Below are 26,564 nucleotides of genomic sequence, written 5' to 3' on the forward strand. Positions count from 1 at the left end.
GCGTGACTGCATGAACGAATCGTTCCCCCGTTTTGACACCGGCTGCGTGCGTACCCTGTCTGCGTGCCGCGCCGGACTCGCTGCGCTGCTGCTCGCACTGCCGCTCTTCGGCTTTGCGCCGCTCGCGCACGCGGAACGCGCCGACAAGGACAAGCCGCTCAACATCGAAGCGGACAACATGACCTATGACGACCTGAAGCAGGTCAACATCTTCACCGGACACGTGGTGGCCACCAAAGGCACCATCGTGATCAAAGCCGACCGCGTGGAAGTGACCCAGGACCCGCAGGGCTATCAGTACGCCACGGGCACCTCGAGCGGCGGCAATCTGTCGTATTTCCGCCAGAAGCGCGAAGGCCTCGACGAGTACGTGGAAGGCACCGCTGTGCGTATCGACTACGACGGCAAGCAGGACCTCACCACCTTGACCACCAACGCCACCGTCAACCGCCTGCAAGGCCTGTCGACGTTGATGGATACGGTGCACGGCAGCGTCATCACGTATGACGGCCAGAACGATTTCTATACCGCGAAGGCCGGCAAGGACGTGGCCGGCCCGGGCAATCCCAATGGCCGCGTGCGGGCCATGCTGTCGCCGCGTAACGGCGGCGCCGCGCCGCTCACCGGTGCGTCGGCCACGCTCGTGCCGTCCACCACGATCAAGGGAAACCCGAACCAGTGAACTCCGTGAACTCGCCCTCCCTCCCCCATCGCAAGCCGGCTGGGACCAGCAGTTCGCTGGTGGTTCGCAATCTGAAGAAGCGCTATGGCTCGCGCACGGTGGTGAAGGACGTGTCGCTCGACGTCAAGAGCGGTGAAGTGGTCGGCCTGCTTGGGCCGAACGGCGCGGGCAAGACCACCTCGTTTTACATGATCGTCGGACTGGTGCCGCTCGACGCCGGTGAGATCGACCTCGACGGCAAGTCCATCAGCCTGTTGCCCATCCACAAGCGTGCTTCGCTCGGCCTGTCGTATCTGCCGCAGGAAGCCTCGGTGTTTCGCAAGCTCACCGTCGAAGAGAACATTCGCGCGGTGCTCGAGCTGCAACTCGACGAGAACGGCAAACGCCTCAGCAAGGACACCATCACCACGCGTACCGAAGCGCTGCTCGACGAGCTGCAGATCGCCCATCTGCGTGGCAATCCGGCGCTGTCGCTGTCGGGCGGTGAACGCCGCCGGGTGGAAATTGCACGGGCGCTTGCGACCAACCCCAGCTTTATTCTGCTCGACGAACCGTTCGCCGGCGTGGACCCGATCGCCGTTCTGGAAATCCAGAAGATTGTTAAATTCCTCAAGCAGCGCAACATCGGCGTGCTGATAACGGACCATAACGTGCGCGAAACGCTCGGCATCTGCGACCATGCCTACATCATCAGCGACGGCAGCGTGCTGGCAGCGGGCGCTCCGAGCGAGATCATCGAAAACGAAAACGTGCGGCGCGTCTACCTCGGCGAGCACTTCCGCATGTGATCGAACGAGGGCGCGCATCTCGTGCTGCGTCCTCGCCCAGGCGGGCCTCAGCGTCTATTTTTGACGCGCCGGCCCGCCTGTCTTCCAGCAGGCCCTATCCAGACGGGCGCGTTATCGTGAATGCCGCAAGGTATCGCGGTCGTGGCAAACTCTCTACAATGAATCTCAACTTGCCATGAAAGCCAGCCTCCAACTCCGCCTGTCGCAGCATCTTGCGCTGACCCCTCAACTGCAACAGTCCATCAGGCTGCTGCAGCTGTCCACGCTTGAACTGCAGCAGGAAGTCGCGATGGCGATCGCGCAGAATCCGCTGCTGGAAAACGAGGACGACTGGATCGCCAGCCCGCTGCGGGTTGCGTCGGACGGCTCGCTGATCGCCCAGGCGCCGAACAACTCTGCGCCCGAGCAGATGAGCAACTCATCGTCGTCATCGTCCACTACGACCAGTGAGCGCGCCGAGAACGGCGAACCGCAGGGTGTGGACGAATACAACGGCCTCTCGGGCGACGCCAACGGCGACTCCACGCAATGGAACCTGGACGACTACGGCCGCTCCGGTACCGCCTCTGACGACGACGATCTGCCGCCGCTGCAGATTCACGAGTCGAGCACTTCGTTGCGCGATCATCTGACAGCGCAGTTGCGCGTTACCCAGGCCGGCCAACGCGACCGTGCCCTGATCACCTTCCTGATCGAATCACTCGATGACGACGGCTATCTGACGGCCACGCTGGAAGAAGTTCAGGCGGATCTGCCGGACGAGCTCGAAGTCGATCTCGACGAACTGAATGCAGCGCTTGCGCTGCTGCATAGCTTCGATCCCGCAGGCGTAGGCGCCCGCTCGGCGTCGGAGTGTCTGAAGCTGCAGTTGCTGCGCCTCGACCAATCGCCCACGCGCACGCTGGCGCTCGATATCGTCGGTCATCATCTGGAATTACTGGCGGCCCGCGACTTCACGCGCCTGCGCAAACACCTGAAGGCCAACGACGACGAACTGCGCGATGCGCACGACCTGATCCGCTCACTGGAGCCCTTCCCGGGCGCCGCGTATGGCAAGGCCGAAGCGGACTACGTCGTGCCCGACATCATGGTGCGCAAAACACCGCAGGGCTGGCAGGCAGAACTCAATCCGGAGGTGGTGCCCAAGCTGCGCATCAACCATCTGTACGCGAATATTCTGCGTAACAACCGGGGCGATCCGGGCAGCGGTTCGCTGCGTCAGCAGCTTCAGGAAGCACGCTGGCTGATCAAGAATATCCAGCAGCGCTTCGAAACAATCTTGCGCGTCGCGCAGGCCATTGTGGAGCGCCAGAAGAGCTTTTTCGTACATGGCGAAATTGCCATGCGGCCCTTGGTTTTGAGGGAAATAGCTGATACGCTGGGCTTACACGAGTCAACTGTCTCGCGTGTGACAACCGGTAAATACATGCTGACCCCATTCGGGACGCTTGAATTCAAGTACTTTTTCGGCTCACACGTTTCCACAGATACGGGCGGCGCGGCGTCTTCCACGGCCATTCGCGCGCTCATCAAGCAACTGATAGGAGCGGAAAACACCAAATCTCCTCTTTCAGATAGCCGCATAGCCGAACTGCTGGCGGAACAGGGATTCGTGGTCGCGCGCAGAACCGTTGCGAAGTACCGCGAAGCCCTCAAGATTCCGGCAGTCAACCTGCGCAAGTCTCTCTAGCGCACCCCAACCCGGCGCTTCGTGTCGGGCCCCGCGAGGGGAAGAAACATTTGGGGCGGCTCGGCGTGCTCTTGAGCCCGTCGCCTTCCGTGGCGGGCATTTTCCGGCCGCTCCGCCCGTTGGCGGACAGGCCGGCCGATGCGACCTGCCAGTAGTCAGTCAACGGGGGACGACACAGGCGAGCCGAGCGATCGACCGGTACTGCCCCATCGTGCGGACCAAGCGGCCACTAGCTTGGAGAAGCACTATGAATCTGCAGATCAGTGGACACCATCTCGAAGTAACGCCAGCGTTGCGAGAATACGTGATCACCAAACTGGATAGGGTGCTAAGACATTTCGATCAGGTGATCGATGGCAGTGTGGTCCTCTCGGTCGACAACCACAAGGAAAAGGAAAAGAGGCAGAAGGTTGAAATCAACCTGCATCTGAAGGGCAAGGACATTTTTGTCGAGAGCTGTGACGGCGACCTGTACGCCGCGATCGATCTGATGATCGACAAGCTCGATCGGCAAGTGATTCGTCACAAGGATCGCCTGCAAGGTCATCAGCACGAAGCGATCAAGTACCAACCGCTGGCGCAAGTGGAAGTGCCGCCGCAATAATGCGAAATTAGAGGGTTTCCCTCAACGCGCTAAACCGCCCGGAAACGGGCGGTTTTTCGTTGGGTTTCGGTTGGGCACGAGGCCCCGTGCTGCCGCTTCGTGCGCGTTTCACCAACCCGAGGCAGGCGCCACGAAACCCGCCGCGAATGGTGATGGCGCGCCGCACCATCAAAGGTCACCCTGTTCTATAATGGCCCGGTTACTATCGGGGTCAACCGTCGGGGTCAATCGGGGTTATTCAGCGGGAGTGCTGTGTTTTTTCGGCGCTCAAGCGCATCGCCGTGAGCATCTGTCGAGAATGGAACGCCACTCAACCGCCACAGCGAGGAGTATCCAGGCCACGTTTCCGCCTGCCAACATGAATCGTTTAGCCAAATTTCTTCCCCTCGAAAACGTCGTCGTCGGACTGTCCGTCACCAGCAAGAAACGCGTGTTCGAACAAGCGGGTCTGATTTTCGAAAACCAGAACGGCATTGCGCGCAGTACGGTCACCGACAATCTGTTCGCGCGCGAGCGCCTCGGCTCTACCGGACTCGGCGAAGGTGTCGCGATTCCGCATGGCCGGATCAAAGGCCTGAAGCAGCCGCTCGCTGCCTTCGTGCGTCTTGCTGAAGCCATTCCGTTCGAATCGCCGGATGGCCAGCCAGTCTCGCTGCTGATCTTCCTGCTGGTGCCCGAACAAGCCACCCAGCAACACCTCGAAATCCTCTCGGAAATCGCCCAGTTACTGTCCGACCGCGAAGCGCGCGAGCGGCTGCATACGGAAGAAGACCGCGAAACATTGCATCGCCTGCTCACTCAGTGGCAACCTTGATGCATCCGCGGCAATCCGCGCACGAACGGGTAAGGTCTCACGCTGAAACCGGCTCGGATCCGCTCCGGGCAGCCCGACCGCGCTAGCGCGGTCGGCGCGAGCAAAAAGCGCAGGAAAGCGCGAAAAAAGCGGCCCACATTGGAGTCAGGGATTCATGGATACGTCCAGCATCAACGCCCAAAGCATTTTCGACGACAACGCAGCCATGCTGAAACTCAGCTGGCTGACGGGGCATGAGGGCTGGGAGCGCGGCTTCTCCGCAGAGACGGTTGCGAACGCCACGTCGAGCGCGGACCTCGTCGGCCACCTGAACCTGATCCACCCCAACCGCATTCAGGTGCTGGGCGACGCTGAAGTCGAGTACTACCAGCGGCAGTCCGAAGAGGACCGCTCACGTCACATGGCCGAACTGATCGCCCTCGAGCCGCCGTTTCTGGTGGTGGCGGGTGGCGTGGCGGCGCCCCCAGAACTGGTTCTGCGCTGCACGCGCTCATCGACGCCGCTCTTCACCACGCCCATGTCGGCCGCGGCGGTGATCGACAGCCTGCGTCTTTACATGTCGCGCATCCTGGCGCCGCGCGCCACGCTGCATGGCGTATTCCTCGACATCCTCGGCATGGGCGTGCTGCTCACCGGCGACTCCGGTCTCGGCAAGAGCGAACTCGGCCTCGAACTGATCAGCCGTGGACACGGTCTGGTAGCGGACGACGCGGTGGATTTCGTCCGCCTCGGGCCGGATTTCGTCGAGGGCCGCTGCCCGCCCCTGCTGCAAAACCTGCTGGAAGTGCGCGGCCTCGGCCTGCTGGACATCAAAACCATTTTTGGCGAAACCGCGGTACGGCGCAAAATGAAGCTCAAGCTGATCGTTCAGCTCGTGCGCCGTCCGGATGGCGAGTTTCAGCGCCTGCCGCTGGAAAGCCAGACCGTCGACGTGCTGGGTTTGCCCATCAGCAAGGTCACCATCCAGGTGGCGGCCGGCCGCAACCTCGCGGTGCTGGTGGAAGCTGCCGTGCGCAACACCATCCTGCAACTGCGCGGCATCGACACGCTGCGCGACTTCATGGACCGCCAGCGTCTGGCCATGCAGGACCCGGACAGCCAGTTTCCGGGCAAGCTCATCTGATCGGAGTTGCGCCAGGCCGGGCTGAGCGCCTGGCGTGACATGGCACAAGCTGCCCATTCGGCAGAGGGTACGCGCACGGGGACCAGATGCTATGATGAAACGTACCGATTTCACCACTCCATGCGCATTATTCTGATCACCGGTATTTCCGGCTCCGGCAAATCCGTTGCACTGAACGCGCTCGAAGACGCGGGCTACTACTGCGTCGACAATCTGCCGCCGCGCTTTCTGCCGCAACTCGCCGCCTACCTCGCGCAGGACGGCCAGGATCGTCTCGCGGTCGCAATCGACGCGCGCTCCAGCGCCTCGCTCGACGAAATGCCCGCGATGATCCGCGACCTCTCCGGCGAGCATGACGTGCGCGTGCTGTTTCTCAACGCCAGCACGCAGTCGTTGATCCAGCGCTTCTCCGAAACGCGCCGTCGTCATCCGCTCTCCGGTTCGGCCTCGCAACATGCCGACGTTGGCCTGTTGACCTCGCTCGAAGAGGCCATTGAACGCGAGCGCGATCTCGTCGCGGGTCTGGCCGAATTCGGCCACCAGATCGACACCAGCAACCTGCGCGCGAACGTCTTGCGGGCATGGGTCAAACGCTTCATCGAACAGGAACACAGCGGTCTCGTGTTGATGTTCGAATCGTTCGGCTTCAAACGCGGTGTGCCGCTCGACGCCGATTTCGTGTTCGACGTGCGTACCCTGCCGAACCCCTACTACGACCACGAATTGCGCCCGCTCACGGGGCTCGACAAGCCGGTGATCGACTTCCTCGACGCACTCCCTGTGGTGCACGAGATGATCGACGACATCGAGACGTTCCTCGCAAAATGGCTGCCGCATTTCCGTGACGACAACCGCAGCTATCTGACCGTCGCGATTGGCTGTACGGGCGGCCAGCACCGCTCAGTGTTCATTGCCGAGACGCTCGCCGCGCGCCTCGCCAAACAGGCAAACGTTATCGTGCGGCATCGCGATGCGCCGGTCGACGCCGGCGAATCATCGAAGCTCGTCGCTTAACCGGCCGCATCGCGCGGCCTTAACCGAAGCGTTGCGCCATGCCCTCTACTGCTGCCGTGCTTGCCGATGTCCCGCTGTTTCCTCTGCATACCGTGCTGTTTCCCGACGGCGTGCTGCCTCTGAAGATCTTCGAAGCGCGTTATCTGGACATGGCGCGCGACTGTCTGCGGGAAAAGACGCCCTTCGGCGTGTGCATGCTGAAGAGCGGCGGCGAGGTGGCGCAACCCGACGAGCCGTCGGTGCCTGAGAGCGTGGGTTGCCTCGCGGAAATCGAGGACTGCGATGTAGAAACCTTCGGCATGCTGCTGATTCGCGCACGCGGCACGCGGCGCTTCCGGCTGCTGTCGCATCGCGTGGAACCGAGTGGTCTGCTGGTGGGCATGGCCGAACCTATGCCCGACGATATCCCGCTGGAAGGCAACGAACAGTTGGCCAGGTTCGGCGCATGCGCGGAAGTGCTGGAGCGCATCATCGCGACCATCCGTGAGCGTGACCCGGACAGCCTGCCGTTTGCGGAGCCATTCAGACTGGATGATCCGAGCTGGGTCTCCAACCGGCTATCCGAAGTACTGCCAATCGCCTTGCGGGCCCGACAAAAGCTGATGGAACTGACGGATGCCGGCGCGCGCATCGACGTGGTTCATCACTACATGCAGCAACATCAATTGCTGTGAGATTGCTGTGATGCCGGTTTGAACCTGCGTCGCGCCCGCCTGGTTAGATCAACGTTCCCTGCAGCCCATCCAGCAGTTTGCGCACCGGTGCGGGCACACCGTACGCGTCGATATTGCGCAACGCCACCCAGGCCGTTTCTGCGTCACCCAGCGCGACATGTGCGCTACTCGCGCGATCCAGTTCGGCAAGACGCGGCTCGATATCCAGCCGGAAATGCGTGAACGTGTGTGTGAGCGGAGCGAGCGGCGAGACGACTGCGCCATCGCCGCCGAAGTCACGCGCCCGCTCGGCGAGCGCCGTTTCGTCAGCGGCTTCCGGCAAGCTCCACAAGCCACCCCAAATGCCGGACGGCGGGCGCTTTTCGAGCATCACCTCATCGCCGTTGCGCAACACCAGCATCCACGTGCGGCGCGTCGGAATGGCTTTCTTCGGACGTGCGGCGGGTAGCGCGCGCTGCCGTCCGGTGACGTTCGCGACGCAATCCGCCGCGAACGGACAGCGCGCGCAGTCGGGCTTGCCGCGCACACACAAGGTGGCGCCGAGGTCCATCAGACCTTGCGTGTAGGCACTCACATCGTCATCGCTGCCGTTCACCGGCAGCAGCGATTCGGCGAGCGTCCACATCGCGTTTTCAACGCGCTTCTCGCCCGGGAAGCCATCCACGCCGAATACACGGGCAAGCACGCGCTTGACGTTGCCGTCGAGAATCGTTGCGCGTGCACCGAACGCGAAGGATGCGATCGCCGCGGCTGTCGAACGGCCAATGCCAGGCAAATCCGCCAGCGCTTCGACCGAGGCCGGAAATGCCCCGCCGTGCAACTCGACCACGGCCTGTGCGCAGCGGTGCAGATTGCGCGCTCGCGAGTAGTACCCAAGACCGGCCCACAACGCCATTACGTCGTCCACGGGCGCTGCGGCGAGCGCGGCGACATCCGGGAAACGCGCGAGGAAGCGCGCGTAGTACGGAATCACCGTCGACACCTGGGTCTGCTGCAACATGATTTCCGACAACCAGATGCGATACGGATCGCGCGTGTTCTGCCACGGCAGATCGTGGCGGCCGTGCTGACGCTGCCATGCAATCAGGCGCGCAGAAAAGTCAGGTAACGCGGGGGCAATCGTGACGGCGGCTGGAGTTATGCGTGAGGGCATTGAAATTAACGCTGACAGGTAGGGCAAAAATAGGTGGAGCGCTGCCCTTGCACGATCTGCTTGATCGGCGTTCCACATACGCGGCACGGCAGTCCGGCGCGATCATAAACGAAATAATCGAGCTGGAAATAGCCGCTTTCACCGTCACTTCCAACGAAATCGCGCAGCGTACTGCCGCCCTTTTCGATGGCAGCCGCGAGCGTCAGGCGCACTGCGTCGGCCAGCAGGTCATAACGGACCAGCGACACGCGGCCCGCCGCCGTGGTAGGACGAATGCCCGCGCGGAACAGGCTCTCGGACGCATAGATGTTGCCCACGCCCACGACGATTTCGCCCGCCAGCAGCGCCTGCTTCACCGACACCTTGCGACCGCGCGTCTGCCGATGCATCAGCGCGCCTGAAAACCCAGGCGAAAACGGCTCGACGCCAAGCCCCGCCAGCAGCGGATGAGCGAGCACGTCGCCGTCCGTGCGCGGGTGCCACAGGACGGCGCCGAAGCGCCGTGGGTCGCGATAGCGGAGAATGAACTCGTCGAAGATCCAGTCGATATGGTCGTGCTTCGCCGCCGCCGGCAGATGGGGCAGGTTGCGCAGCACGCGCAGCGTCCCAGTCATGCCCAGGTGCACAATGAACCAGCCAGCGTCGATCTCGAACAGCAGATACTTGCCGCGCCGCTCGACCTTGTGGACCACGCTGCCTCGCAAGGTTCTCGCAAGGTCGGCGGGAATCGGCCAGCGCAATGCGGGCGTGCGCACATCGACGCGCTCAACCTTGCGTCCGGACACATACGGTTCGATTCCCCGTCGGGTAACCTCTACTTCTGGCAACTCTGGCATTTCTAACTGGTCTGCAACTTGCGTGAGTGGTTGTGCGCTTATTGTAGCGAGCGCGTTACAATCGTCCGAAACATTGAACGGATTTCCATGAACTTGTCCTTCGTGAAGCTGTTTTCGAAGCGCCCGGCCCGTACATCGCGCGTGCCGCACGCCGTCTCCGCTCGCCGCCTGCTGGGCGTTGCGGCGCTGGCCCTGTGGGCACTCGCCGCCGTCCCGTCGTACGCGCAAGACCCCTCGCCGGATTCTGACGACAGCGCCATGTCCGCGCCGGACGCACTCGGCGCGCAAACGGCCGAGGATCAGAAGGACTTGCCTGACGTCCCGCTGTCGAGCCAGATCGTCTTCCAGGTGCTGGCGGCCGAAGTGGCGCTGCAACGTGGCCAGCCGGCGCCCGCTTACCAGACGTACCTTGCGCTCGCGCGCGACACGCACGATCCGCGCATGGCCCAGCGCGCCACGGAAATCGCGCTGGCGGCGCAAAGTCCGTCTGACGCCCTCGCCGCCGCGCAATTGTGGCAGCAGTATGCGCCGACTTCCGAACGCGCAGCGCAACTCGACGCATCGTTGCTGGTGCTGTCCGGCAAGCCCGATGACGCCGAGCCGCTGCTCGCGCGCGAACTGGCCCGGGTGCCCAACGAAAACCGTGGCGCGGCCATCCTGTCGTTGCAACTGTTGATCTCGCGCGGCCCGAATCGCGTGGGCGGCCTGCACGTGCTGCAGGATCTGTTGAAGAACGACATGAACCGGCCCGAGGCGAACCTCGCCATTGCGCGTCAGCAGATCGCCGCAGACGACGCGCCCGGCGCCCGCAAGTCGCTCGAACAGGCGCTCGCCCTGAAGCCCGACTATCTGCCGGCAGCGCTGACGCTCTCGCAGATGGGCCCGGAGGAGCGCAAGGAAGGCATTGCGTCGCTCGAAGCCTACGTGCAGAAGAATCCGAAGTCGCATGACGCGCGTCTCGCGCTGGCCCAGATGTACCTGGCAAGCGACCGTCTCGACGACGCGCAGAAGCAGTTCGAGATCATGCACAAGGACAACGCCGACGACCTGACGCCGTTGATGGCGCTCGCCCTGATCGACGTCCAGAAGAAAGACTTCGCCAACGCGCAGAACTACCTCGAGCAGTATGCGCAAAAGGCCGAGAAGACGCCGTCAGCCGATCCGGGTCAGGCCTACATCTACCTCGCGCAACTCTCGCTCGAACAGAAGAACGACGAGGCTGCCGGCAACTGGCTGAACAAGATTTCGCCCACGAGCCAACAGTACATTCCGGCGCAGATCACGCGTGCCCAGTTGCTCGAAAAGCAGGGTAAGCCGGACGACGCGCGCAAACTGCTCGCCAGTCTGCAGTCACCGGACCCGCGCGATCAGGCGTTGATCGCAAGGACTGACGCGGCCATTCTGTTCGACGCGAAGCGCTATCCGGAAGCGGAAGCGCGCCTCGCGCAGGCCACGGCAGATTTCCCGGAAGATCCGGACCTGACGTACGACTACGCGATGGCCGCGGAGAAGAATGACCACTACGACGTCATGGAAGCGCAGTTGCGCAAGCTGATCGAAACGCAGCCGGATAATCCGCAGGCGTACAACGCGCTGGGTTACTCGCTCGCGGATCGCGGCCTGCGCCTGCAGGAAGCGGACAAGCTGGTCGAAAAGGCCTCCTCACTGGCGCCAACCGACGCGTTCATCATGGACAGCGTGGGCTGGGTCAAGTACCGCATGGGCGACACCACGGACGCCATCAAGCTGCTGCGCAAAGCCTATGATCTGCAACCGAACGCCGAAATCGGCGCGCATCTGGGCGAAGTGTTGTGGAAAACGGGCGACCAGGATCAGGCCCGCGCAGCATGGCGCGAGGCCCGCAAGCTTGAACCTGACAACGATACGCTGCTCAAAACGCTCAAACGTTTTCAGGTGAACGATCTCTGATGCTCATATCGAACCGCTCCGTCCGCTCACTTCAATTGTTCCGCGTTCCTGAGGCGCCGCGCCGTGCGGCGCTCGGGTTCGCCGTGGCCGCCATGGTCGCGCTGGCGGGCTGCGCCTCGGTCAAGCCGCAGGGGCCGTCCACCTCGAACGCGGCGACCTCCGTCACGGCGCAGACCACCCGCGCCTATCATGGCCGCTTCGCGGTTCAGTACAACGACCAGAACGGCCAGCAGCGTAATGCGTACGGCAACTTCGACTGGCAGGAAACGGGCGATACCGTCACCTTGCAGTTGCGCAATCCGCTTGGTCAGACGCTGGCCATCATCACGTCGTCGCCGTCTTCCGCTTCGCTCGAACTGCCCAATCGCCAGCCGCTGACTGCTGACAACGTGTCCACCTTGATGCAGAACGCACTGGGCTTCGCGCTGCCGGTCGAAGGGCTGCGCTACTGGCTGCAGCCGTCGCCCGCGCCGACCTCGAAGGCGAAGACCGAGCAGGATCCGCAGGACCCGGCACACCTGAAGGAAATCCGCCAGGACGGCTGGACGATCGACTATCTCGCGTACGCCGATGCGCCGGCCACGGGCCTCAAGCGCGTCAACCTGAGCCGCGATGAACCGCCGCTCAATATCAAGCTCGTGCTGGACCAATAGCAGCAAACTTGCCGCGATTGGTCCATACTCGCGCCCGTACCAGCGCCCTGCATTTTGTCCCGACTCATGATTGAAACGAACGATTCGCTGCGCGATTGCCTCGCGCCAGCGAAGCTGAATCTCTTCCTGCACATCACCGGCCGCCGGCCGGATGGCTACCATTCGTTGCAAACCGTGTTCCAGTTGCTCGACTGGGGTGACACGCTGCATTTCACCCGTCGTGACGACGGTCAAATCACGCGCGGCACCGACGTGCCCGGCGTTCCCGCTGAAGACGATCTGACAGTGCGCGCCGCGCGCCTGCTGAAGCAGCACACGGGCTCGCGGGAAGGCGCTGACATCCAGATCGACAAGCGCCTGCCGATGGGCGGTGGTCTTGGCGGCGGCAGTTCGGACGCGGCCACCACCTTGCTCGCGTTGAACCGCCTGTGGAAACTGCACTTGCCGCGCGAAGAGCTGCAGGCGCTCGCGCTGAAGCTGGGCGCGGATGTGCCGTTCTTCGTGTTTGGAAAAAATGCGTTCGCAGAGGGTGTCGGAGAGGCGTTGGAGGTTGTACAATTGCCGCCGCGTTATTTCCTTGTTGTGACGCCGCGGGTTCAGGTTCCGACTGCAGCGATTTTCTCCGAAAAATCGTTGACAAGAGATTCAAAACCCCTCACAATTACGGACTTTCTTGCACAACATAGTTGCAGCGCAGAATGGCCTGACAGTTTTGGCCGAAATGACATGCAGCCAGTTGTCGTGGGAAAATACGCGGAAGTTGCGCAGGTGCTTGGATGGTTTGATCACATCGCGCCGGCGCGGATGACAGGATCAGGTGCAAGTGTCTTTGCAGCGTTCCAGAGCCGAAGTGAAGCAGAGGCGGCGCAAGCCAAACTGCCCGGTGAATGGAATAGCGCAGTGGCAGCGAGCTTGGATACGCATCCACTCTTCGCTTTCGCGTCATAGTTTTGCATCGTCGAACGGTCCTACACGTTCGGTGAAGCTCAAGTTAGTGTAGGGGAGTCGCCAAGTTGGTTAAGGCACCGGATTTTGATTCCGGCATTCGAGGGTTCGAGTCCTTCCTCCCCTGCCAAAAAATTCTCGCAGTTCCTCGCCCCCAGCCAGAAGCAGGTGCATGATGAGCAGCCATGACGGCCTGATGGTTTTTACTGGCAACGCGAATCCCGCGCTTGCACACGAAGTCGTAAAAATCCTCGGTATCCCCCTCGGCAAAGCGATGGTCAGCCGTTTCTCCGACGGCGAAATCCAGGTCGAGATTCAGGAAAACGTGCGCGGCAAGGATGTTTTCGTCCTGCAATCCACTTGCGCGCCGGCGAACGACAACCTGATGGAATTGATGATCATGGTCGATGCGCTCAAGCGCGCATCTGCTGGCCGGATCACTGCTGCTATTCCCTACTTCGGCTATGCCCGTCAGGATCGTCGCCCGCGTTCAGCGCGTGTTGCCATCTCGGCGAAGATCGTAGCGAACATGCTGGAAATCGCGGGTGTCGAGCGGATCATCACGATGGATCTGCACGCTGACCAGATTCAAGGCTTCTTCGACATCCCGGTCGACAACATCTATGCAACGCCCGTGCTGCTCGGCGATCTGCGCAAGCAGAATCACGAGAACCTGTTGGTCGTGTCGCCGGACGTTGGCGGCGTGGTCCGCGCCCGTGCACTGGCCAAGCAGTTGAACTGCGATCTCGCGATCATCGACAAGCGCCGTCCCAAGGCGAATGTCGCCGAGGTAATGAACATCATCGGTGAAGTGGAAGGCCGCACCTGCGTGATCATGGACGACATGGTCGACACTGCCGGCACGCTCTGCAAGGCAGCACAGGTTTTGAAGGAACGTGGCGCCACCAAGGTATTCGCGTACGCCACTCACCCGGTTCTGTCCGGTGGTGCAGGTGAGCGTATCGCCGCCTCCGCGCTCGACGAGCTGGTGATCACGGACACCATTCCACTTGGCGACGAAGCCCGCTCGTGCGCGAAGATCCGCTCGCTCACCAGCGCGGGTCTGCTGGCCGAAACGTTCTCGCGGATTCGCCGCGGCGATTCGGTGATGTCGCTGTTTGCGGAAAGCTAAGTATTTGCGAAGGCGCAGCGCGTAGTACATACGCACGCTGCGCTTTTGCACAATCGGCATGAACGAACGAAGGTTCGTGCCGTCGCTCTGGGGCCTCAGCCAGAATGGCGTGAAGGCCCCGTTTTTACTGCCTGGTCGCGGGCAGTGTATTGGAGATTCAAAATGAAAGTAGTCGCTTTCGAGCGTTCTTTGCAAGGTACGGGTGCGAGCCGCCGCCTGCGTAACTCGGGCAAGACCCCGGGCATCGTATATGGCGCTGGTGCTGAAACGCAATTGGTCGAACTGGACCACAACGCACTGTGGCACGCGCTGAAGAAAGAAGTTTTCCACTCGTCGATTCTCGACCTGGAAGTGGCCGGCAAGTCGCAACAAGTTCTGCTGCGCGACGTGCAATACCACCCGTTCCGTCAGCTCGTGCTGCACGTGGACTTCCAGCGCGTCGACGCGACGAAGAAGCTGCACACCAAGGTGCCGCTGCACTTCATGAACCAAGAAACCAACCCGGCAGTGAAGCTGTCGAGCGCGGTGATCTCGCACGTTCTGAACGAAATCGAAATCGAGTGTCTGCCTTCGGCTCTGCCGGAATTCCTCGAAGTCGACCTCGCGAAGATCGAAGCTGGTCAAACAATGCACGCCAAGGACATCGTCCTGCCGGCAGGCGTCGCGCTGGTTGCACACGTTGACGTAGAAAACCCCGTGATCGCGTCCGCGACGATCCCGGCAGGTGCTATCGCCGAAGAAGGCGCTGCTGCTGAAGGCGAAGGCGAAACGCCGGCTGCTTAAGCTCAACAGAGCAAGCAATCCTCTCGATCCGTTGGATTACGACGGACGATGTGACCCGCCGCGGTTCGCCCCGGCGGGTTTTTTTTCGGTTTTTTTCAGGTCGCGTGGCACGCCGCCGACCCACATCCAATCATGATCAAGCTGATCGTGGGGCTCGGCAACCCGGGCGCCGAATACACCGCGACGCGCCACAACGCCGGCTTCTGGCTGGTCGATCAACTGGCGCGCGAGGCAGGCACGACACTGCGCGACGAGCGCCGCTTTCACGGCTTCTATGCGAAGGCGCGTCTTCATGGCGAGGAAGTGCATCTGCTGGAACCGCAGACGTATATGAACCGCTCGGGCCAGTCGGTGGTCGCGGTGGCGCATTTCTTCAAGATCCTGCCCGATGAGATTCTGGTCGCGCACGACGAACTTGACCTGCCGCCCGGCACGGTCAAGCTGAAGCTCGGCGGCGGCAGCGGTGGTCACAACGGCCTCAAGGACATCTCGGCGCATCTGTCGTCGCAACAGTACTGGCGCTTGCGGATCGGCATCGGTCATCCGCGCGATCTGATTCCCGAGGCCTCGCGTGCGGGCGCCAAGCCGGATGTTGCCAACTATGTGCTGAAGCCGCCGCGTCGCGAAGAGCAGGACGTCATTGATGCTTCGATTGAACGCGCGCTCGTGCAGATGCCGCTCGTCGTCAAGGGCGAACTCGAACGCGCGATGATGCAGTTGCATCGCAACGGCTGAGCCCGCGTTACCCTGCCCGCGCATGTGCGCAACGACAGGATGCACTGAGCGCGTGATGGCGGCTGCGCTATGATCGGAGGTCCGCCGTGGCCATCCACGCAACCACCCTGATTGCATGCGCTTACCATGCGGTTACAAGCGATGCTGAAACGCCCAGGAGGCTGGTTTGAGTCGTTATTGGAGTGACATCGTCCACCGTCTGACGCCTTATGTGCCCGGCGAACAGCCCGCGCTGGCTCATCCGGTCAAACTCAATACCAACGAGAATCCGTATCCGCCTTCGCCGCACGTGCTCGAGGCGATTCGTCAGGAACTCGGCGAGAGCGCCGAAGCGCTGCGGCGCTATCCCGATCCAACCGCGCGCAAACTGCGCGAAACGGTGGCCGCGTATCACGGTATCCGCGCCGAACAGGTCTTTGCCGGCAACGGTTCGGACGAAGTTCTCGCCATGACGTTTCAGGCGCTGCTCAAGCACGACAAGCCGATCATCTTCCCCGACATCACCTACAGTTTCTATCCCACCTACGCGCGCCTCTTCGAGGTCGAATACCGGACCGTGCCGGTGGACGACGCGTTTGCGATTCGCGTCGACGACTATGCAATGCCGAACGGCGGCGTGCTATTGCCGAATCCGAACGCGCCCACTGGCCATCCGTTGTCGCTTGCTGAAATCGAACGGTTGGTGAAGATCAACAGCGAGTCGGTGGTGGTGATTGACGAAGCCTATGTGGATTTCGGTGCGCAGTCGGCGATCGCGTTGATTGATCGCTACCCCAACCTGCTGGTCGTGCAGACGGTGTCGAAATCACGCTCTCTGGCAGGTATGCGAGTGGGGTTTGCCTTCGGCCATCCCGCGCTGATCGACGCGCTGATTCGCGTGAAGGACAGCTTCAATTCCTACCCGCTCGACCGGCTCGCACAGGTTGCCGCGACGGCCTCCTACCTGGATGACGCGTGGTTCCGCGAGAGTCGTGCGAAGGTTATCGCGAGCCGCGAGCGCCTCACGGCGGGACTCACTGCGCTGGGCTTCGAAGTGGTGCCATCGGGTGCGAACTTCGTGTTTGCGCGTCACCCAGATCATGACGCGGGGACGCTCGCCGCGCGACTAAGGGACAAGGAAATATTCGTGCGCCACTTCAAGGCGCCGCGTGTCGATCAGCATTTGCGCATCTCGGTTGGCACAGATGCCGAATGCGATGTCCTGCTGACGTCATTGCGGGAGATGCTGCGAGCTAACGTGGGCTAATGCGACGGGGCGGGACCGCACGCAAGGTGTCGAAAGACTACTACCTGGCGTGCGCGTGACCGCCTTCCGTCAGAGGCGCAGAGCCGCTGGACATCATTGCGACCGCGCATGCTCCGGCGCGCACGATGCGCACGGCGCGCTCAAACGCCCTCAAGCACCCTTGGCGAGCTGCAACGCATGGTACTTCGCCATCAAGCCCTCAGGTGTCTCCAGATGCTCCGGGTCACGCGGAATGCACTCCACCGGGCACACCTGGATACATTGAGGCTCGTCGAAATGCCCGACACATTCGGTGCATTTTTTCGGGTCGATTACATAGATTTCCGGGCCCATCGAAATTGCGTCGTTCGGGCACTCGGGCTCGCACACGTCGCAATTGATGCACTCGTCGGTAATCATCAGGGCCATGCTGCTCTCACTTCATCCTTCACTACACGGCCGGCCGTGAAAGGCCACGGGCCGGTCAAACCGACAGTTTACGCCGGTTACGGTTGGCTCGCTGGCGGCTCGTCGTCCTTGCCAAGCAGGGCGACCTTGTCCATCAACCACTTCTCGACTGACGGAAACACGAACTTGCTGACGTCGCCGCCTAGCTGGGCGATCTCACGCACGATGGTGCCCGAGATGAACTGATATTGGTCCGACGGCGTCATGAACATGGTTTCGACGTCCGGCAGCAGATAGCGGTTCATGCCGGCCATCTGAAACTCGTACTCGAAGTCCGACACCGCCCGCAGGCCGCGCACGATGACCCGTGCGTTGTTGGTGCGGACGAAATCCTTCAGCAGGCCTTTAAAGCTCATCACCTGCACGTTCGGATAGTGACCGAGCACTTCATGCGCGATGTCGAGCCGTTCCTTGAGCGTGAAGAAGGGCTTCTTGTTGCGGCTGTCGGCGACGCCCACCACCAGCGTGTCGAAAATGCTCGACGCGCGCCGAACGAGGTCTTCGTGACCGCGCGTCAGCGGGTCGAAAGTACCCGGGTACACGGCGACTACCATGTGACTTCTCCTCTCTTCAGACAAATAGGCGCGTCAAACACGCTCTGGGAGCGCGTTGCCGCCGGCCGCGCGCGTAGCCCGCATTGGCCCGGCGCTTGTTTTAGAACGCGCATTATTCCTCATTTTCGCGTTGCAGCAAATGATAGTGGACCGCCCCTGCCTTCCCCTGCCGGATGATGCTCCAGCCCGCCAGCACGGGCGTCTGTGCGATGTCGAGCGCCTCGGCTGATTCGACGTAGAGGAAGCCCTCAGGGCTGACGAGCGGCACCGCCAGCTCCAGCGCACGCCCAAGAAGGTCCGAGTCGAACGGCGGATCGAGAAACACCACCTCGAACGAGCCGGGCGCGAGGCTGGCCGCCAACCGCAACGCATCGGCCTCGGCAATTTCAATGTTGTTCGGCGTGAGGCGCGCCTGATTGGCGCGCAACTGCCCCGCCGCCCGCGCGTTGCGCTCGACCATCAAGACCCGTGCCGCGCCGCGCGACGCCGCCTCGAAACCCAATGCGCCACTGCCAGCGAACAGGTCAAGGCAGCGCTGACCATCGAGACGCTGGCCAAGCCAGTTGAACAGCGTCTCGCGCACGCGATCCGGCGTGGGACGCAAACCGTCGAGGTCGAGCACCGGTAGCGGCGTGCGCTTCCAGTCACCGCCAATGATGCGGATGGCGTGCGGCTTGCCGCGGCTGGACGAAGCACCTGGCGTGCGGGAGGCAGAAGAACGGGGCATGCAGATTCGAACGGCTGAAGTTGGGTGGAGGGTGGCGCCCACGAGCGCTATGCCACGTGGGATTGAGCGCCAACGTTACCACACGGGGCCGGGCACGCCACCCTGGCCGGTTGGCTAATGCAACGCCGTCAAGCGCGCCTGATAAAATGACGGCCTTCCAGCGCCTTGCATCCCGCATTGCCACGCTGCCTGCCGCTGCCACCGGTTCACGCCGGCTGCGCGCACCGGCGCTCGCTCTCACCAAGCCAGATCATGTTCAGCTTTTTCAAACGATTCAAGGGTTCGAACGCGTCCGACGCCGCGCCTGAAGAAACGCAGGCAGCGCCGGAGTCCGCGACATCCGCCGCGCCCGTGACCGTGCCGCCCGTCGAGGCACCGCGTAGCCCGCGTAACGATTCGCCCGCGGTCCAGCCGTCGGCGGCACAAAACGTGGCAGCAAGCCGTGCGGCGCCGCTCGCCGAGGTCAACGCGCTCGAAACCGCTGAGATCGTTCCGCCGCCCGTACCCGAGGCGGCAGCCAAAAAATCCTGGCTCACACGTCTAAAAAGCGGGCTGTCCAAGACCAGTTCCAATCTCACGGGTATCTTCATCGGCACCAAGATCGACGAAGACCTGTACGAGGAACTGGAAACTGCGCTGCTGATGTCCGACGCGGGCGTGGACGCCACCGAATTCCTGCTCGAGTCGTTGCGCGAAAAGGTGCGCGCCGAGCGTCTGACAGATCCACAGCAGGTCAAGGCCGCGCTGCGCTCACTGCTGGTCGAGCTGCTCAAGCCGCTGGAAAAGTCGCTGATGCTGGGTCGCGCCCAGCCGCTCGTCATGATGATCGCGGGCGTCAACGGTGCGGGCAAAACCACCAGCATCGGCAAGCTCGCCAAACATCTGCAAAGTTTCAATCAATCCGTGCTGCTGGCTGCCGGTGACACCTTCCGCGCCGCCGCGCGCGAACAACTCGCCATCTGGGGCGAGCGCAACAACGTGACGGTCGTTTCGCAGGAAAGCGGCGATCCGGCCGCGGTGATTTTCGACGCGGTCGGCGCAGCGCGGGCGCGCAAGATCGACGTGCTGATGGCCGACACCGCCGGCCGTCTGCCGACGCAGTTGCACCTCATGGAAGAATTGCGCAAGGTCAAGCGCGTGATCGGCAAGGCAATGGACAGCGCGCCGCACGAAGTGCTGCTGGTGATCGACGCCAACACCGGTCAAAACGCGCTCACGCAGGTCAAGGCGTTCGACGACGCGCTGGGCCTCACCGGCCTGATCGTCACCAAGCTCGACGGCACGGCCAAGGGTGGCATTCTCGTGGCCATCGCGCGTCAACGGCCGGTGCCGGTGTACTTTATCGGCGTGGGAGAAAAGGTCGAAGACTTGCAGCCGTTCAGTGCAGAAGAGTTTTCCGACGCGTTGCTAGGCGGCTAACCAGCGCGATCTTTCTACCGCGCTGAGTTATGCGCTGTATTACCGGGTTTTCAGCCGCGCCGGAAAACGCAAAGCTATCCGTCACCTCACTCCGCATCCGGCTGCACACCCGGCGCAGCGCGCGCAAATGCGTCGATCTGCGCAGCGTGATCGCAAATGCGCTGAATGGTCGGAAAGCGCGTCACGTCGATCTTGAAACGCTGCGCGTTGAACACCTGAGGCACGAGACAGGCATCCGCCAACGTCGGCGTGTCGCCAAAACAGAACGCGCCGGTTCGCGAATCGTTCGCCAGATGCTCTTCGAGCGTCGTAAAGCCGTTTTCGATCCAGTGCTTGTACCACTCGTCGCGTGCTCCGTCGGCCACGCCAAGCGTGTGCTTCAGATACTTCAGCACCCGCAGGTTGTCCACAGGATGAATCTCGCACGCCACCTGTAACGCCACGGACCGCACGTAGGCGCGATCCAGCGGTGCCTTGGGTAGCAGCGGCGGTTCGGGATGCGTTTCCTCCAGATACTCGATGATCGCGAGCGACTGCTGCAGCACATGGCCGTCGTCGATCAGCGTGGGCACGATTCCATCCGGGTTGAGGCGGCGATATTCCGGCTTCAGTTGTTCGCCACCGTCACGCAGCAGATGCACCGGCGCGTATTCGAACGGCAATCCCTTGAGGTTCAGCGCAATGCGCACGCGGTACGCCGCCGAGCTACGAAAATAGCTGTAAAGCTTCATTGTTGTGTGTCCCCTCCGTTGCGTCCGCTCAGATCACGCGCACGCTGAACTCGCCCAGGCCGTCCACGCCACCCTGCATCAGATCGCCCTTCACGACCGCGCCGACGCCCTCCGGCGTGCCCGTGAAGATTAGGTCGCCAGGCTGCAGTTCGAACAGCGTCGACAGATACGCGATGGTCTCCGCCACCGACCAGATCAGTTGCGACACGTCCGAGCGCTGCTTTTCTTCGCCGTTGACGGTCAGCCAGATCGCGCCTTTGTCGACCTGTCCCACCTTGGCTACCGGATGGATCGGGCCGAGCGGCGCCGAATGATCGAATCCCTTGGCGGTATCCCACGGGCGACCAAGTTTTTTCGCTTCGGCCTGCAAATCGCGGCGCGTCATGTCGAGACCGAGCGCGTAGCCATAGACGTGTTCGAGCGCCTGTTCGACCGCAATGTTCTTGCCCGCCTTGCCGATCGCCGCGACCAGTTCCATTTCGAAATGCACGTTCTTCGACTGCGCCGGATACGGAAATTCGCCGGTCGCGCCAGGCGCGACGTAGAGCACCGCGTCCGCGGGTTTGCTGAAGAAAAACGGCGGTTCGCGGTCGGGATCATGCCCCATCTCGCGTGCGTGAGCCTCGTAATTGCGGCCCACGCAGTAGATTCGCCGTACCGCGAATTGATCGTCGGTCCCGACGACGGGCACCGCCATCACCGGTGCGGGAGCAAACACGTAACTCATGCCGTTCTCCATCTTCATTTGCCAGATTCAGGGGGCGCCGCCTGGGCGGCGAGAAAGCATTGAGTGTAACGCGGCGTCCGGTGGCATGAACGTCAGCCCGGCAGGGGCATCAGACGGCTGCCGCTGCGTTACTCAGGCTTTGGCGGAACGGCCGCGCGCTCCGCCACGTCGTGCCGAGCCGAGAAGAAAAGCCGTCATTGATGCGATACTGACTACGAGAGGCGCCGTCGCGCACAACCGCGAATCAACCGCGAAGTGCATGCCCCAACGCCAGGGCCAGCCCGAGCGTCACGAACAACACACCCCATTTAGCCCGATGACCGAATCCGTCGACACCGCCGCCCCCGTCTTTTCATGCGCCCGCTATATCAAGGAGATCGGCCGCGGACCAAATGGCGCGCGCGCATTGACGCCGGAAGACACGCACACACTCTACAGCGCGATGCTCGACGGCCGCGTCGGCGATCTGGAACTCGGCGCCGTGCTGCTGGCGTATCGCGTGAAGGGCGAGAGCGCGGACGAGCTTGCAGCCATGCTGGCCGCCGCACACGCGTCGTTCGAACCCATCCACATTGCGCACGGCGAGTTTCGTCCGGTTTCCATTCCCAGCTACAACGGCGCCCGCAAACAACCGAATCTGGTGCCGCTGCTGGCGCTGCTGCTGGCGCGTGAAGGGGTCCCCGTGCTGGTGCACGGCGTCACGGAGGATCCGGGCCGGGTAACCAGCGCGGAAATCTTCTCGCATCTGAAGATTGCGCACGCGCAGACCCACGCGGACATCGAGGACAGCCTCGCCGCGCGCCGGCTCGCCTTCGCGCCCATCACCGTGCTTGCGCCGAAACTCGCGCGTTTGCTGGAACTGCGGCGCCGCATGGGTGTGCGCAATTCCACGCACACGCTCGTCAAGATCCTGCAACCGTTCGCGCCGCCTGGCCTGCGGCTCGTCAACTACACCCACCCGCCCTATCGGGACAGCCTCACGCAGCTATTCGTGAGCCATCCGGATGCCGCTTTGGGCGGCGCCCTGCTCGCAAGGGGCACCGAAGGCGAGGCAGTGGCCGATACGCGCCGCCAGGTGCAGATCGACTGGTTGCACGATGGTATCTGCGAAACGCGCGTCACCGCGGAGCGCTCATCGGCCGATGCGCCCGAAGTCGCTCTGCCGGAAGCGCGCGACGCGGCCACCACTGCCGCGTGGATCGACGCCGTGCTGCGCGGCGAGGCGCCCGTGCCGAGCGCGATCGAACGGCAGATCGAGGTCATCGTGGATATCGCCAGAACGCCGGTTTGACGGGGCTCACGGGCCGCGCCGGGGCCCCCGCCAAGGGCCACAAACGACCACCGCCGGCCCCCGTAAGGCGCATGCGCGGTTGACACACCCCGTCGCCCTCGCATAAAGTCGACCCATGCTTTACCTCTCGAACACCCTCCGAATTACCTTCGGCCGCCTCGCGCGGCCCCTATCGCTACGTCTAGCGTAAGTCAGGCGTAGCGCCGCACGTTGGCCGCTCCATGCGGTCTCAGGCGGTCCTCAAAGCAGTTCCCAGCAGTCATTCGCTTCACCCCAACCGCAGTTCCTTTTACCAACCAGTTAGTCGTCTCTATTCGTCCGTTTACCGTTCGGACGAATCGCGAGGGTCAAATGCACATCGTATGGGCTTCGTCCGCAATCATTCCCGGCGTCATCATCGCCATGACGTTTCTCAACCGCGCCCGTTCCTCTGTTCCGCTAGCCATCGGCCGGCGGGCCATGCATCCGTGGCAGCCCGCCAGCCGCCTGCAGCCACACCCCTTTGCATACGACAGAACGAACGAGGCTCATCATGTTGCACCACCCCGCTGAGAAATACCGTCCCTTCCCCGCTGTCCGCCTGCCCGGCCGGAAATGGCCGAACCGCACCATCCAGCACGCGCCCATCTGGATGTGCACCGATCTGCGCGACGGCAACCAGTCGCTGATCGAGCCCATGAACATCGCGCAAAAGCTCGAATTCTTCGAGATGCTCGTGGCAACCGGTTTCAAGGAAATCGAAGTCGGCTTTCCCTCGGCTTCGCAGACCGACTTCGATTTCGTGCGCAAGCTGATCGACGAAGAACGCATCCCCGCTGATGTGACGATCCAGGTGCTCGTGCAGTCGCGCGAAGAACTGATTGCCCGCACCTTCGAGGCGCTCGACGGCGTACCCCGCGCCATCGTGCATCTCTACAACGCGACGGCGCCGACCTTCCGCAAGATCGTCTTTAATCAGTCGAAACAGGAAATCAAGGCTCTCGCCGTGGAAGGCACGCGCCTCATCAAGCAATACGCGCAGACGCGGCCGCAAACGCACTGGATCTTCCAGTATTCGCCGGAAACCTTCAGTACGACCGAACTCCCGTTCGCGCGCGAAATCTGCGACGCCGTTGCCCAGGTCTGGCGCCCGACCCGCACGCACAAGATGATCGTCAACCTGCCGGCTACCGTCGAAGCGGCACCGCCCAACGTGTACGCCGACCAGATTGAATGGATGCATCGCAATCTCGCCTATCGCGACAGCATCGTGCTGTCCGTGCATACGCATAACGACCGGGGCACGGCGATCGCCGCCGCCGAGTTCGCCTTGATGGCCGGCGCGGATCGCATCGAGGGCTGCCTGTTTGGCAATGGCGAGCGTACCGGCAACGTTGATCTCGTGACGCTCGCGATGAATCTCGGCGCGCGCGGCATCGATTCTGGCCTCGATTTTTCAAATATCGACGCCGTGCGCCAGGTGGTGGAGCGCTGTAACCAGCTTCCCGTTGATCGCCGTCATCCGTACGCGGGCGATTTGCTCCGCACGGCGACATCCGGGTCGGATCAGACGGCGGAAGTTGACTCAGCGGTTCCGCACGCTCCAGTCGCTCCGGCTGACCACTCGGCCAGCGACACGGCAAACACGAGCGCCGACGCCGCGATGGCCAGCTCGATGAAGGCCCATCAGGTTTGGCAAGAGACGGATCGCCGGGCGGCGGCCTGAACGGCGGAGAAAGGGCAAGAGAAAGGACGGCGACGCGGGATGTCTGCGACACCCCGCCTCAACGGTTTGCAACCGCAGGCGACAACTTGAACGTGACCGGCGCAACATGCCGCTTCACGTAGAACGACCGCTCACGAGGCGGTCCTGCGACGGGTTTCACAGGAAGTCTGGGTTACCACCCTCACTCGATCGCGCAACGCGTCGCCTGCCACGCAACCAGCCGCCACTGGCCGTCCTCCTGCGCGTGGATGGCAAGATAGGCAATGGGGAACAGCAGCGCGCCGTTGTTGGCCTCCATCTCGATCAACGCGCGCCCGGTCACCACACAGGTTTCGCGGCCCACCGGCAGCACGTCCTGTGACTGAACCTCGATTTGCCGGTAACGGCGGCGCCCGCCGGTGATGCCATCAATGAACTGCTGCTTGGTTTCCCGTTTGCCATTCGTGTGAACATAGCTCACGCTCTCCGAGAGCAGCGTGTCCAGCAACGGCCCATTGCCGTCCACCATCGCGCGAAAGCGGTCACGCTCCAGCCCACGAATCGCTTCGATTACTTTTGCCGGCATTGCTCAACCCCTTTGCGTGGACAGCCCCACTGACACCACCGTCGTCAGCCGCTATGGTGCGCCTGATGTTGCACGTATAGCTGGCTGAAATTTATACCAGGAATCGGCTCTGCGATACCGCCGCGCGCGTAGGCCAGAAAAGCCGGTGTCTGAGGAAGTCAGCGGGGGTCAGCGGGGGTCAGCGGAGGTCAGCGGCCGGAAATCCGGCTCCGTGCCGCCCCCGTAGCTCGCGGGCACCGAACAACTGCTCTAAAGCGGCATCCCGGGAGCGGCCCCGCGGTGAACCGCCCCTTTTTCGAGATGGCCGGGAAGCGCTAGAAATGTCGCTCCAAACCGTAAATCAGGCTAATTCTTGGCCGAGGAGAGGGAAATTGTGCATTTATAACTATCTGTGAGGCTTCACAGGTGCCGTGCACCGGTCTGTTATACGACGCTGGAAGGCGTATAGTGGCTATCGAAATCTAAATTTCAATAGGTAGCCGGGAACCACCATACCCCTACGTGCTCTAAGTATTAGCACTCACTTATCCAGAGTGCTAACATCCACGCTGGAGTCGATTTCTGACTAAGCTTTTGCCTGATTCCAAAGGAGTTTCCTACGTGAGCAACGCAATGACCCTTCCGAGTACTCTGAGCCCGTCGTCGGCTAAGGCCGCTTCGGCAGGTGCACTGACGCTCTCGCACGCTTCGCTGCTGCCCGGTCAACTGGGCAATATTGACGCCTACATCCAGGCCGTGAACCGGATCCCGATGCTGACGCCGCAGGAAGAGCGCCAGTTCGCCACGGAGTTCCGCGACGCCGCAAACCTGGAATCTGCCCGTCGTCTGGTGCTGTCGCACCTGCGGCTGGTGGTGTCGATCGCCCGTAACTATCTGGGTTACGGCCTGCCGCATGCCGATCTGATCCAGGAAGGCAATATTGGCCTGATGAAGGCCGTCAAGCGCTTCGACCCGGAGCAAAACGTACGGCTGGTGTCGTACGCCATGCACTGGATCAAGGCTGAGATCCACGAATACATCCTGCGCAACTGGCGCATGGTGAAGGTCGCCACGACCAAAGCGCAACGCAAGCTGTTCTTCAACCTGCGCAGCCACAAGCAGGGCTTGCAGTCGTTCACGCCTGAAGAGATCGAAGGTCTCGCCAAGGAACTGAACGTCAAGCGCGAAGAAGTGGCCGAGATGGAAACGCGTTTGTCCGGTGGCGATATCGCGCTGGAAGGCCAGGTCGAGGACGGTGAAGAATCGTACGCGCCCATCGCCTACCTCGCGGATTCGCATAGCGAGCCCACCGCCGTGCTGGCGGCTCGTCAACGTGACAAGCTGCAAAGCGACGGCATCGCCAGCGCGCTCGAGGCACTGGACGCCCGCAGCCGCCGCATCATCGAGGCCCGCTGGTTGCAGGTCGAAGACGACGGTTCGGGCGGCTCGACGCTGCACGACCTCGCCGATGAATTCGGCGTGTCGGCCGAGCGCATTCGCCAGATCGAAGCAAGCGCAATGAAGAAGATGCGCGGAGCATTGAACGAGTACGCATAACCTCGTCACTGTCTGATAGCAGCCCTGCCCTCTTAAGACGGCAGGGCTTTTTTGTCTTCCC

General features: G+C 62.3%; 26 protein-coding genes, 1 tRNA gene and 1 pseudogene. 20 read left to right on the top strand and 8 right to left on the bottom strand.

Going from position 1 to position 26,564, the window contains the following annotated elements:
* The first annotated feature begins 10 nt into the window (after positions 1-10).
* The 8 genes from lptA (at position 11) to D0B32_RS13050 (ending at position 7,389) form a co-directional block, all read left to right on the top strand.
* Positions 11-682 carry a lipopolysaccharide transport periplasmic protein LptA gene (gene lptA, locus D0B32_RS13015; RefSeq protein ID WP_117334398.1) on the top strand — a complete coding sequence of 224 codons (672 nt, stop codon included), beginning with the start codon at positions 11-13 and terminating at the stop codon, positions 680-682.
* A 5-nt stretch (positions 683-687) separates the two neighbouring features.
* On the top strand, positions 688-1,470 hold the full coding sequence (lptB, locus tag D0B32_RS13020; protein ID WP_117334837.1) for an LPS export ABC transporter ATP-binding protein: 783 nt from the start codon (positions 688-690) through the stop codon (positions 1,468-1,470).
* Between the two features lie 175 nt (positions 1,471-1,645).
* Positions 1,646-3,160 (top strand): RNA polymerase factor sigma-54, encoded by a 1,515-nt coding sequence (locus D0B32_RS13025; protein ID WP_117334399.1) that lies wholly within the window; start codon positions 1,646-1,648, stop codon positions 3,158-3,160.
* Between the two features lie 247 nt (positions 3,161-3,407).
* Entirely contained in the window at positions 3,408-3,764 is a 357-nt protein-coding gene (hpf, locus tag D0B32_RS13030) for a ribosome hibernation-promoting factor, HPF/YfiA family (protein WP_117334400.1), read from the top strand.
* 298 nt (positions 3,765-4,062) lie between these two features.
* Positions 4,063-4,578, top strand: a complete 516-nt coding sequence (locus D0B32_RS13035) for a PTS sugar transporter subunit IIA (protein ID WP_117334401.1) — start codon at positions 4,063-4,065, stop codon at positions 4,576-4,578.
* A gap of 154 nt (positions 4,579-4,732) precedes the next feature.
* On the top strand, positions 4,733-5,701 hold the full coding sequence (gene hprK, locus D0B32_RS13040) for an HPr(Ser) kinase/phosphatase (RefSeq protein ID WP_117334402.1): 969 nt from the start codon (positions 4,733-4,735) through the stop codon (positions 5,699-5,701).
* Between the two features lie 120 nt (positions 5,702-5,821).
* Positions 5,822-6,715 carry an RNase adapter RapZ gene (rapZ, locus tag D0B32_RS13045; protein ID WP_117334403.1) on the top strand — a complete coding sequence of 298 codons (894 nt, stop codon included), beginning with the start codon at positions 5,822-5,824 and terminating at the stop codon, positions 6,713-6,715.
* 38 nt (positions 6,716-6,753) lie between these two features.
* Positions 6,754-7,389 carry an LON peptidase substrate-binding domain-containing protein gene (locus D0B32_RS13050; protein WP_117334404.1) on the top strand — a complete coding sequence of 212 codons (636 nt, stop codon included), beginning with the start codon at positions 6,754-6,756 and terminating at the stop codon, positions 7,387-7,389.
* A 43-nt stretch (positions 7,390-7,432) separates the two neighbouring features.
* On the opposite strand, the gene mutY is transcribed toward D0B32_RS13050, so the two are convergent.
* Both mutY and mutM read right to left on the bottom strand, forming a co-directional pair.
* A complete protein-coding gene (mutY, locus tag D0B32_RS13055) occupies positions 7,433-8,542 on the bottom strand; it encodes an A/G-specific adenine glycosylase (RefSeq protein WP_117334405.1) in 1,110 nt (369 codons plus the stop codon).
* A gap of 5 nt (positions 8,543-8,547) precedes the next feature.
* Positions 8,548-9,378: a bifunctional DNA-formamidopyrimidine glycosylase/DNA-(apurinic or apyrimidinic site) lyase gene (gene mutM, locus D0B32_RS13060; protein ID WP_117334406.1), complete on the bottom strand. Its 831-nt coding sequence runs from the start codon at positions 9,376-9,378 to the stop codon at positions 8,548-8,550.
* 87 nt (positions 9,379-9,465) lie between these two features.
* Here mutM and D0B32_RS13065 point away from each other — a divergent pair, with 87 nt between their 5' ends.
* From D0B32_RS13065 to hisC, 8 genes are all read left to right on the top strand, one after another.
* Positions 9,466-11,307 (top strand): tetratricopeptide repeat protein, encoded by a 1,842-nt coding sequence (locus D0B32_RS13065; RefSeq protein ID WP_117334407.1) that lies wholly within the window; start codon positions 9,466-9,468, stop codon positions 11,305-11,307.
* Positions 11,307-11,960, top strand: a complete 654-nt coding sequence (gene lolB, locus D0B32_RS13070) for a lipoprotein insertase outer membrane protein LolB (protein ID WP_117334408.1) — start codon at positions 11,307-11,309, stop codon at positions 11,958-11,960. The genes D0B32_RS13065 and lolB overlap by 1 nt, the downstream gene beginning before the upstream one ends.
* Positions 11,961-12,026: 66 nt before the next feature.
* Entirely contained in the window at positions 12,027-12,908 is an 882-nt protein-coding gene (gene ispE, locus D0B32_RS13075) for a 4-(cytidine 5'-diphospho)-2-C-methyl-D-erythritol kinase (protein WP_117334409.1), read from the top strand.
* 50 nt (positions 12,909-12,958) lie between these two features.
* A tRNA-Gln gene (locus D0B32_RS13080) sits at positions 12,959-13,035 on the top strand.
* 45 nt (positions 13,036-13,080) lie between these two features.
* Entirely contained in the window at positions 13,081-14,037 is a 957-nt protein-coding gene (locus tag D0B32_RS13085) for a ribose-phosphate pyrophosphokinase (protein ID WP_117334410.1), read from the top strand.
* A 162-nt stretch (positions 14,038-14,199) separates the two neighbouring features.
* Positions 14,200-14,820, top strand: a complete 621-nt coding sequence (locus D0B32_RS13090) for a 50S ribosomal protein L25/general stress protein Ctc (RefSeq protein WP_117334411.1) — start codon at positions 14,200-14,202, stop codon at positions 14,818-14,820.
* Positions 14,821-14,952: 132 nt separating this feature from the next.
* Positions 14,953-15,555: an aminoacyl-tRNA hydrolase gene (gene pth / locus D0B32_RS13095; protein ID WP_117334412.1), complete on the top strand. Its 603-nt coding sequence runs from the start codon at positions 14,953-14,955 to the stop codon at positions 15,553-15,555.
* Positions 15,556-15,721: 166 nt separating this feature from the next.
* On the top strand, positions 15,722-16,801 hold the full coding sequence (gene hisC / locus D0B32_RS13100) for a histidinol-phosphate transaminase (RefSeq protein WP_117334413.1): 1,080 nt from the start codon (positions 15,722-15,724) through the stop codon (positions 16,799-16,801).
* A gap of 150 nt (positions 16,802-16,951) precedes the next feature.
* On the opposite strand, the gene D0B32_RS13105 is transcribed toward hisC, so the two are convergent.
* From D0B32_RS13105 to rsmD, 3 genes are all read right to left on the bottom strand, one after another.
* A complete protein-coding gene (locus D0B32_RS13105; RefSeq protein ID WP_117334414.1) occupies positions 16,952-17,209 on the bottom strand; it encodes a YfhL family 4Fe-4S dicluster ferredoxin in 258 nt (85 codons plus the stop codon).
* Positions 17,210-17,286: 77 nt separating this feature from the next.
* Positions 17,287-17,802 (bottom strand): pantetheine-phosphate adenylyltransferase, encoded by a 516-nt coding sequence (gene coaD, locus D0B32_RS13110; protein ID WP_117334415.1) that lies wholly within the window; start codon positions 17,800-17,802, stop codon positions 17,287-17,289.
* Between the two features lie 112 nt (positions 17,803-17,914).
* On the bottom strand, positions 17,915-18,529 hold the full coding sequence (gene rsmD, locus D0B32_RS13115) for a 16S rRNA (guanine(966)-N(2))-methyltransferase RsmD (protein WP_117334416.1): 615 nt from the start codon (positions 18,527-18,529) through the stop codon (positions 17,915-17,917).
* 252 nt (positions 18,530-18,781) lie between these two features.
* Between rsmD and ftsY the strand changes: the two genes are divergently transcribed.
* Positions 18,782-19,948 carry a signal recognition particle-docking protein FtsY gene (ftsY, locus tag D0B32_RS13120; RefSeq protein ID WP_117334417.1) on the top strand — a complete coding sequence of 389 codons (1,167 nt, stop codon included), beginning with the start codon at positions 18,782-18,784 and terminating at the stop codon, positions 19,946-19,948.
* A gap of 86 nt (positions 19,949-20,034) precedes the next feature.
* Here the strand turns inward: ftsY and maiA are convergent, their stop codons facing one another.
* Positions 20,035-20,679, bottom strand: a complete 645-nt coding sequence (gene maiA / locus D0B32_RS13125; RefSeq protein WP_117334418.1) for a maleylacetoacetate isomerase — start codon at positions 20,677-20,679, stop codon at positions 20,035-20,037.
* Between the two features lie 28 nt (positions 20,680-20,707).
* Positions 20,708-21,406: a fumarylacetoacetate hydrolase family protein gene (locus D0B32_RS13130; RefSeq protein ID WP_117334838.1), complete on the bottom strand. Its 699-nt coding sequence runs from the start codon at positions 21,404-21,406 to the stop codon at positions 20,708-20,710.
* A 316-nt stretch (positions 21,407-21,722) separates the two neighbouring features.
* On the opposite strand from D0B32_RS13130, the gene ybiB reads away from it, so the two are divergent.
* Entirely contained in the window at positions 21,723-22,697 is a 975-nt protein-coding gene (gene ybiB, locus D0B32_RS13135) for a DNA-binding protein YbiB (RefSeq protein ID WP_117334419.1), read from the top strand.
* A 532-nt stretch (positions 22,698-23,229) separates the two neighbouring features.
* Positions 23,230-24,297, top strand: a pseudogene (locus tag D0B32_RS13140) (2-isopropylmalate synthase); the annotation flags it as partial.
* Between the two features lie 286 nt (positions 24,298-24,583).
* Here the strand turns inward: D0B32_RS13140 and D0B32_RS13145 are convergent.
* Positions 24,584-24,967, bottom strand: coding sequence for a nuclear transport factor 2 family protein (locus tag D0B32_RS13145; RefSeq protein WP_117334420.1), 384 nt, complete (start codon positions 24,965-24,967; stop codon positions 24,584-24,586).
* 600 nt (positions 24,968-25,567) lie between these two features.
* On the opposite strand from D0B32_RS13145, the gene rpoH reads away from it, so the two are divergent.
* Positions 25,568-26,503 (top strand): RNA polymerase sigma factor RpoH, encoded by a 936-nt coding sequence (rpoH, locus tag D0B32_RS13150; RefSeq protein ID WP_117334421.1) that lies wholly within the window; start codon positions 25,568-25,570, stop codon positions 26,501-26,503.
* The last annotated feature ends 61 nt before the right edge of the window (positions 26,504-26,564 follow it).

Origin of the sequence: Paraburkholderia sp. DHOC27, from assembly GCF_003429005.1 — a bacterium.
Lineage (GTDB): Bacteria > Pseudomonadota > Gammaproteobacteria > Burkholderiales > Burkholderiaceae > Paraburkholderia.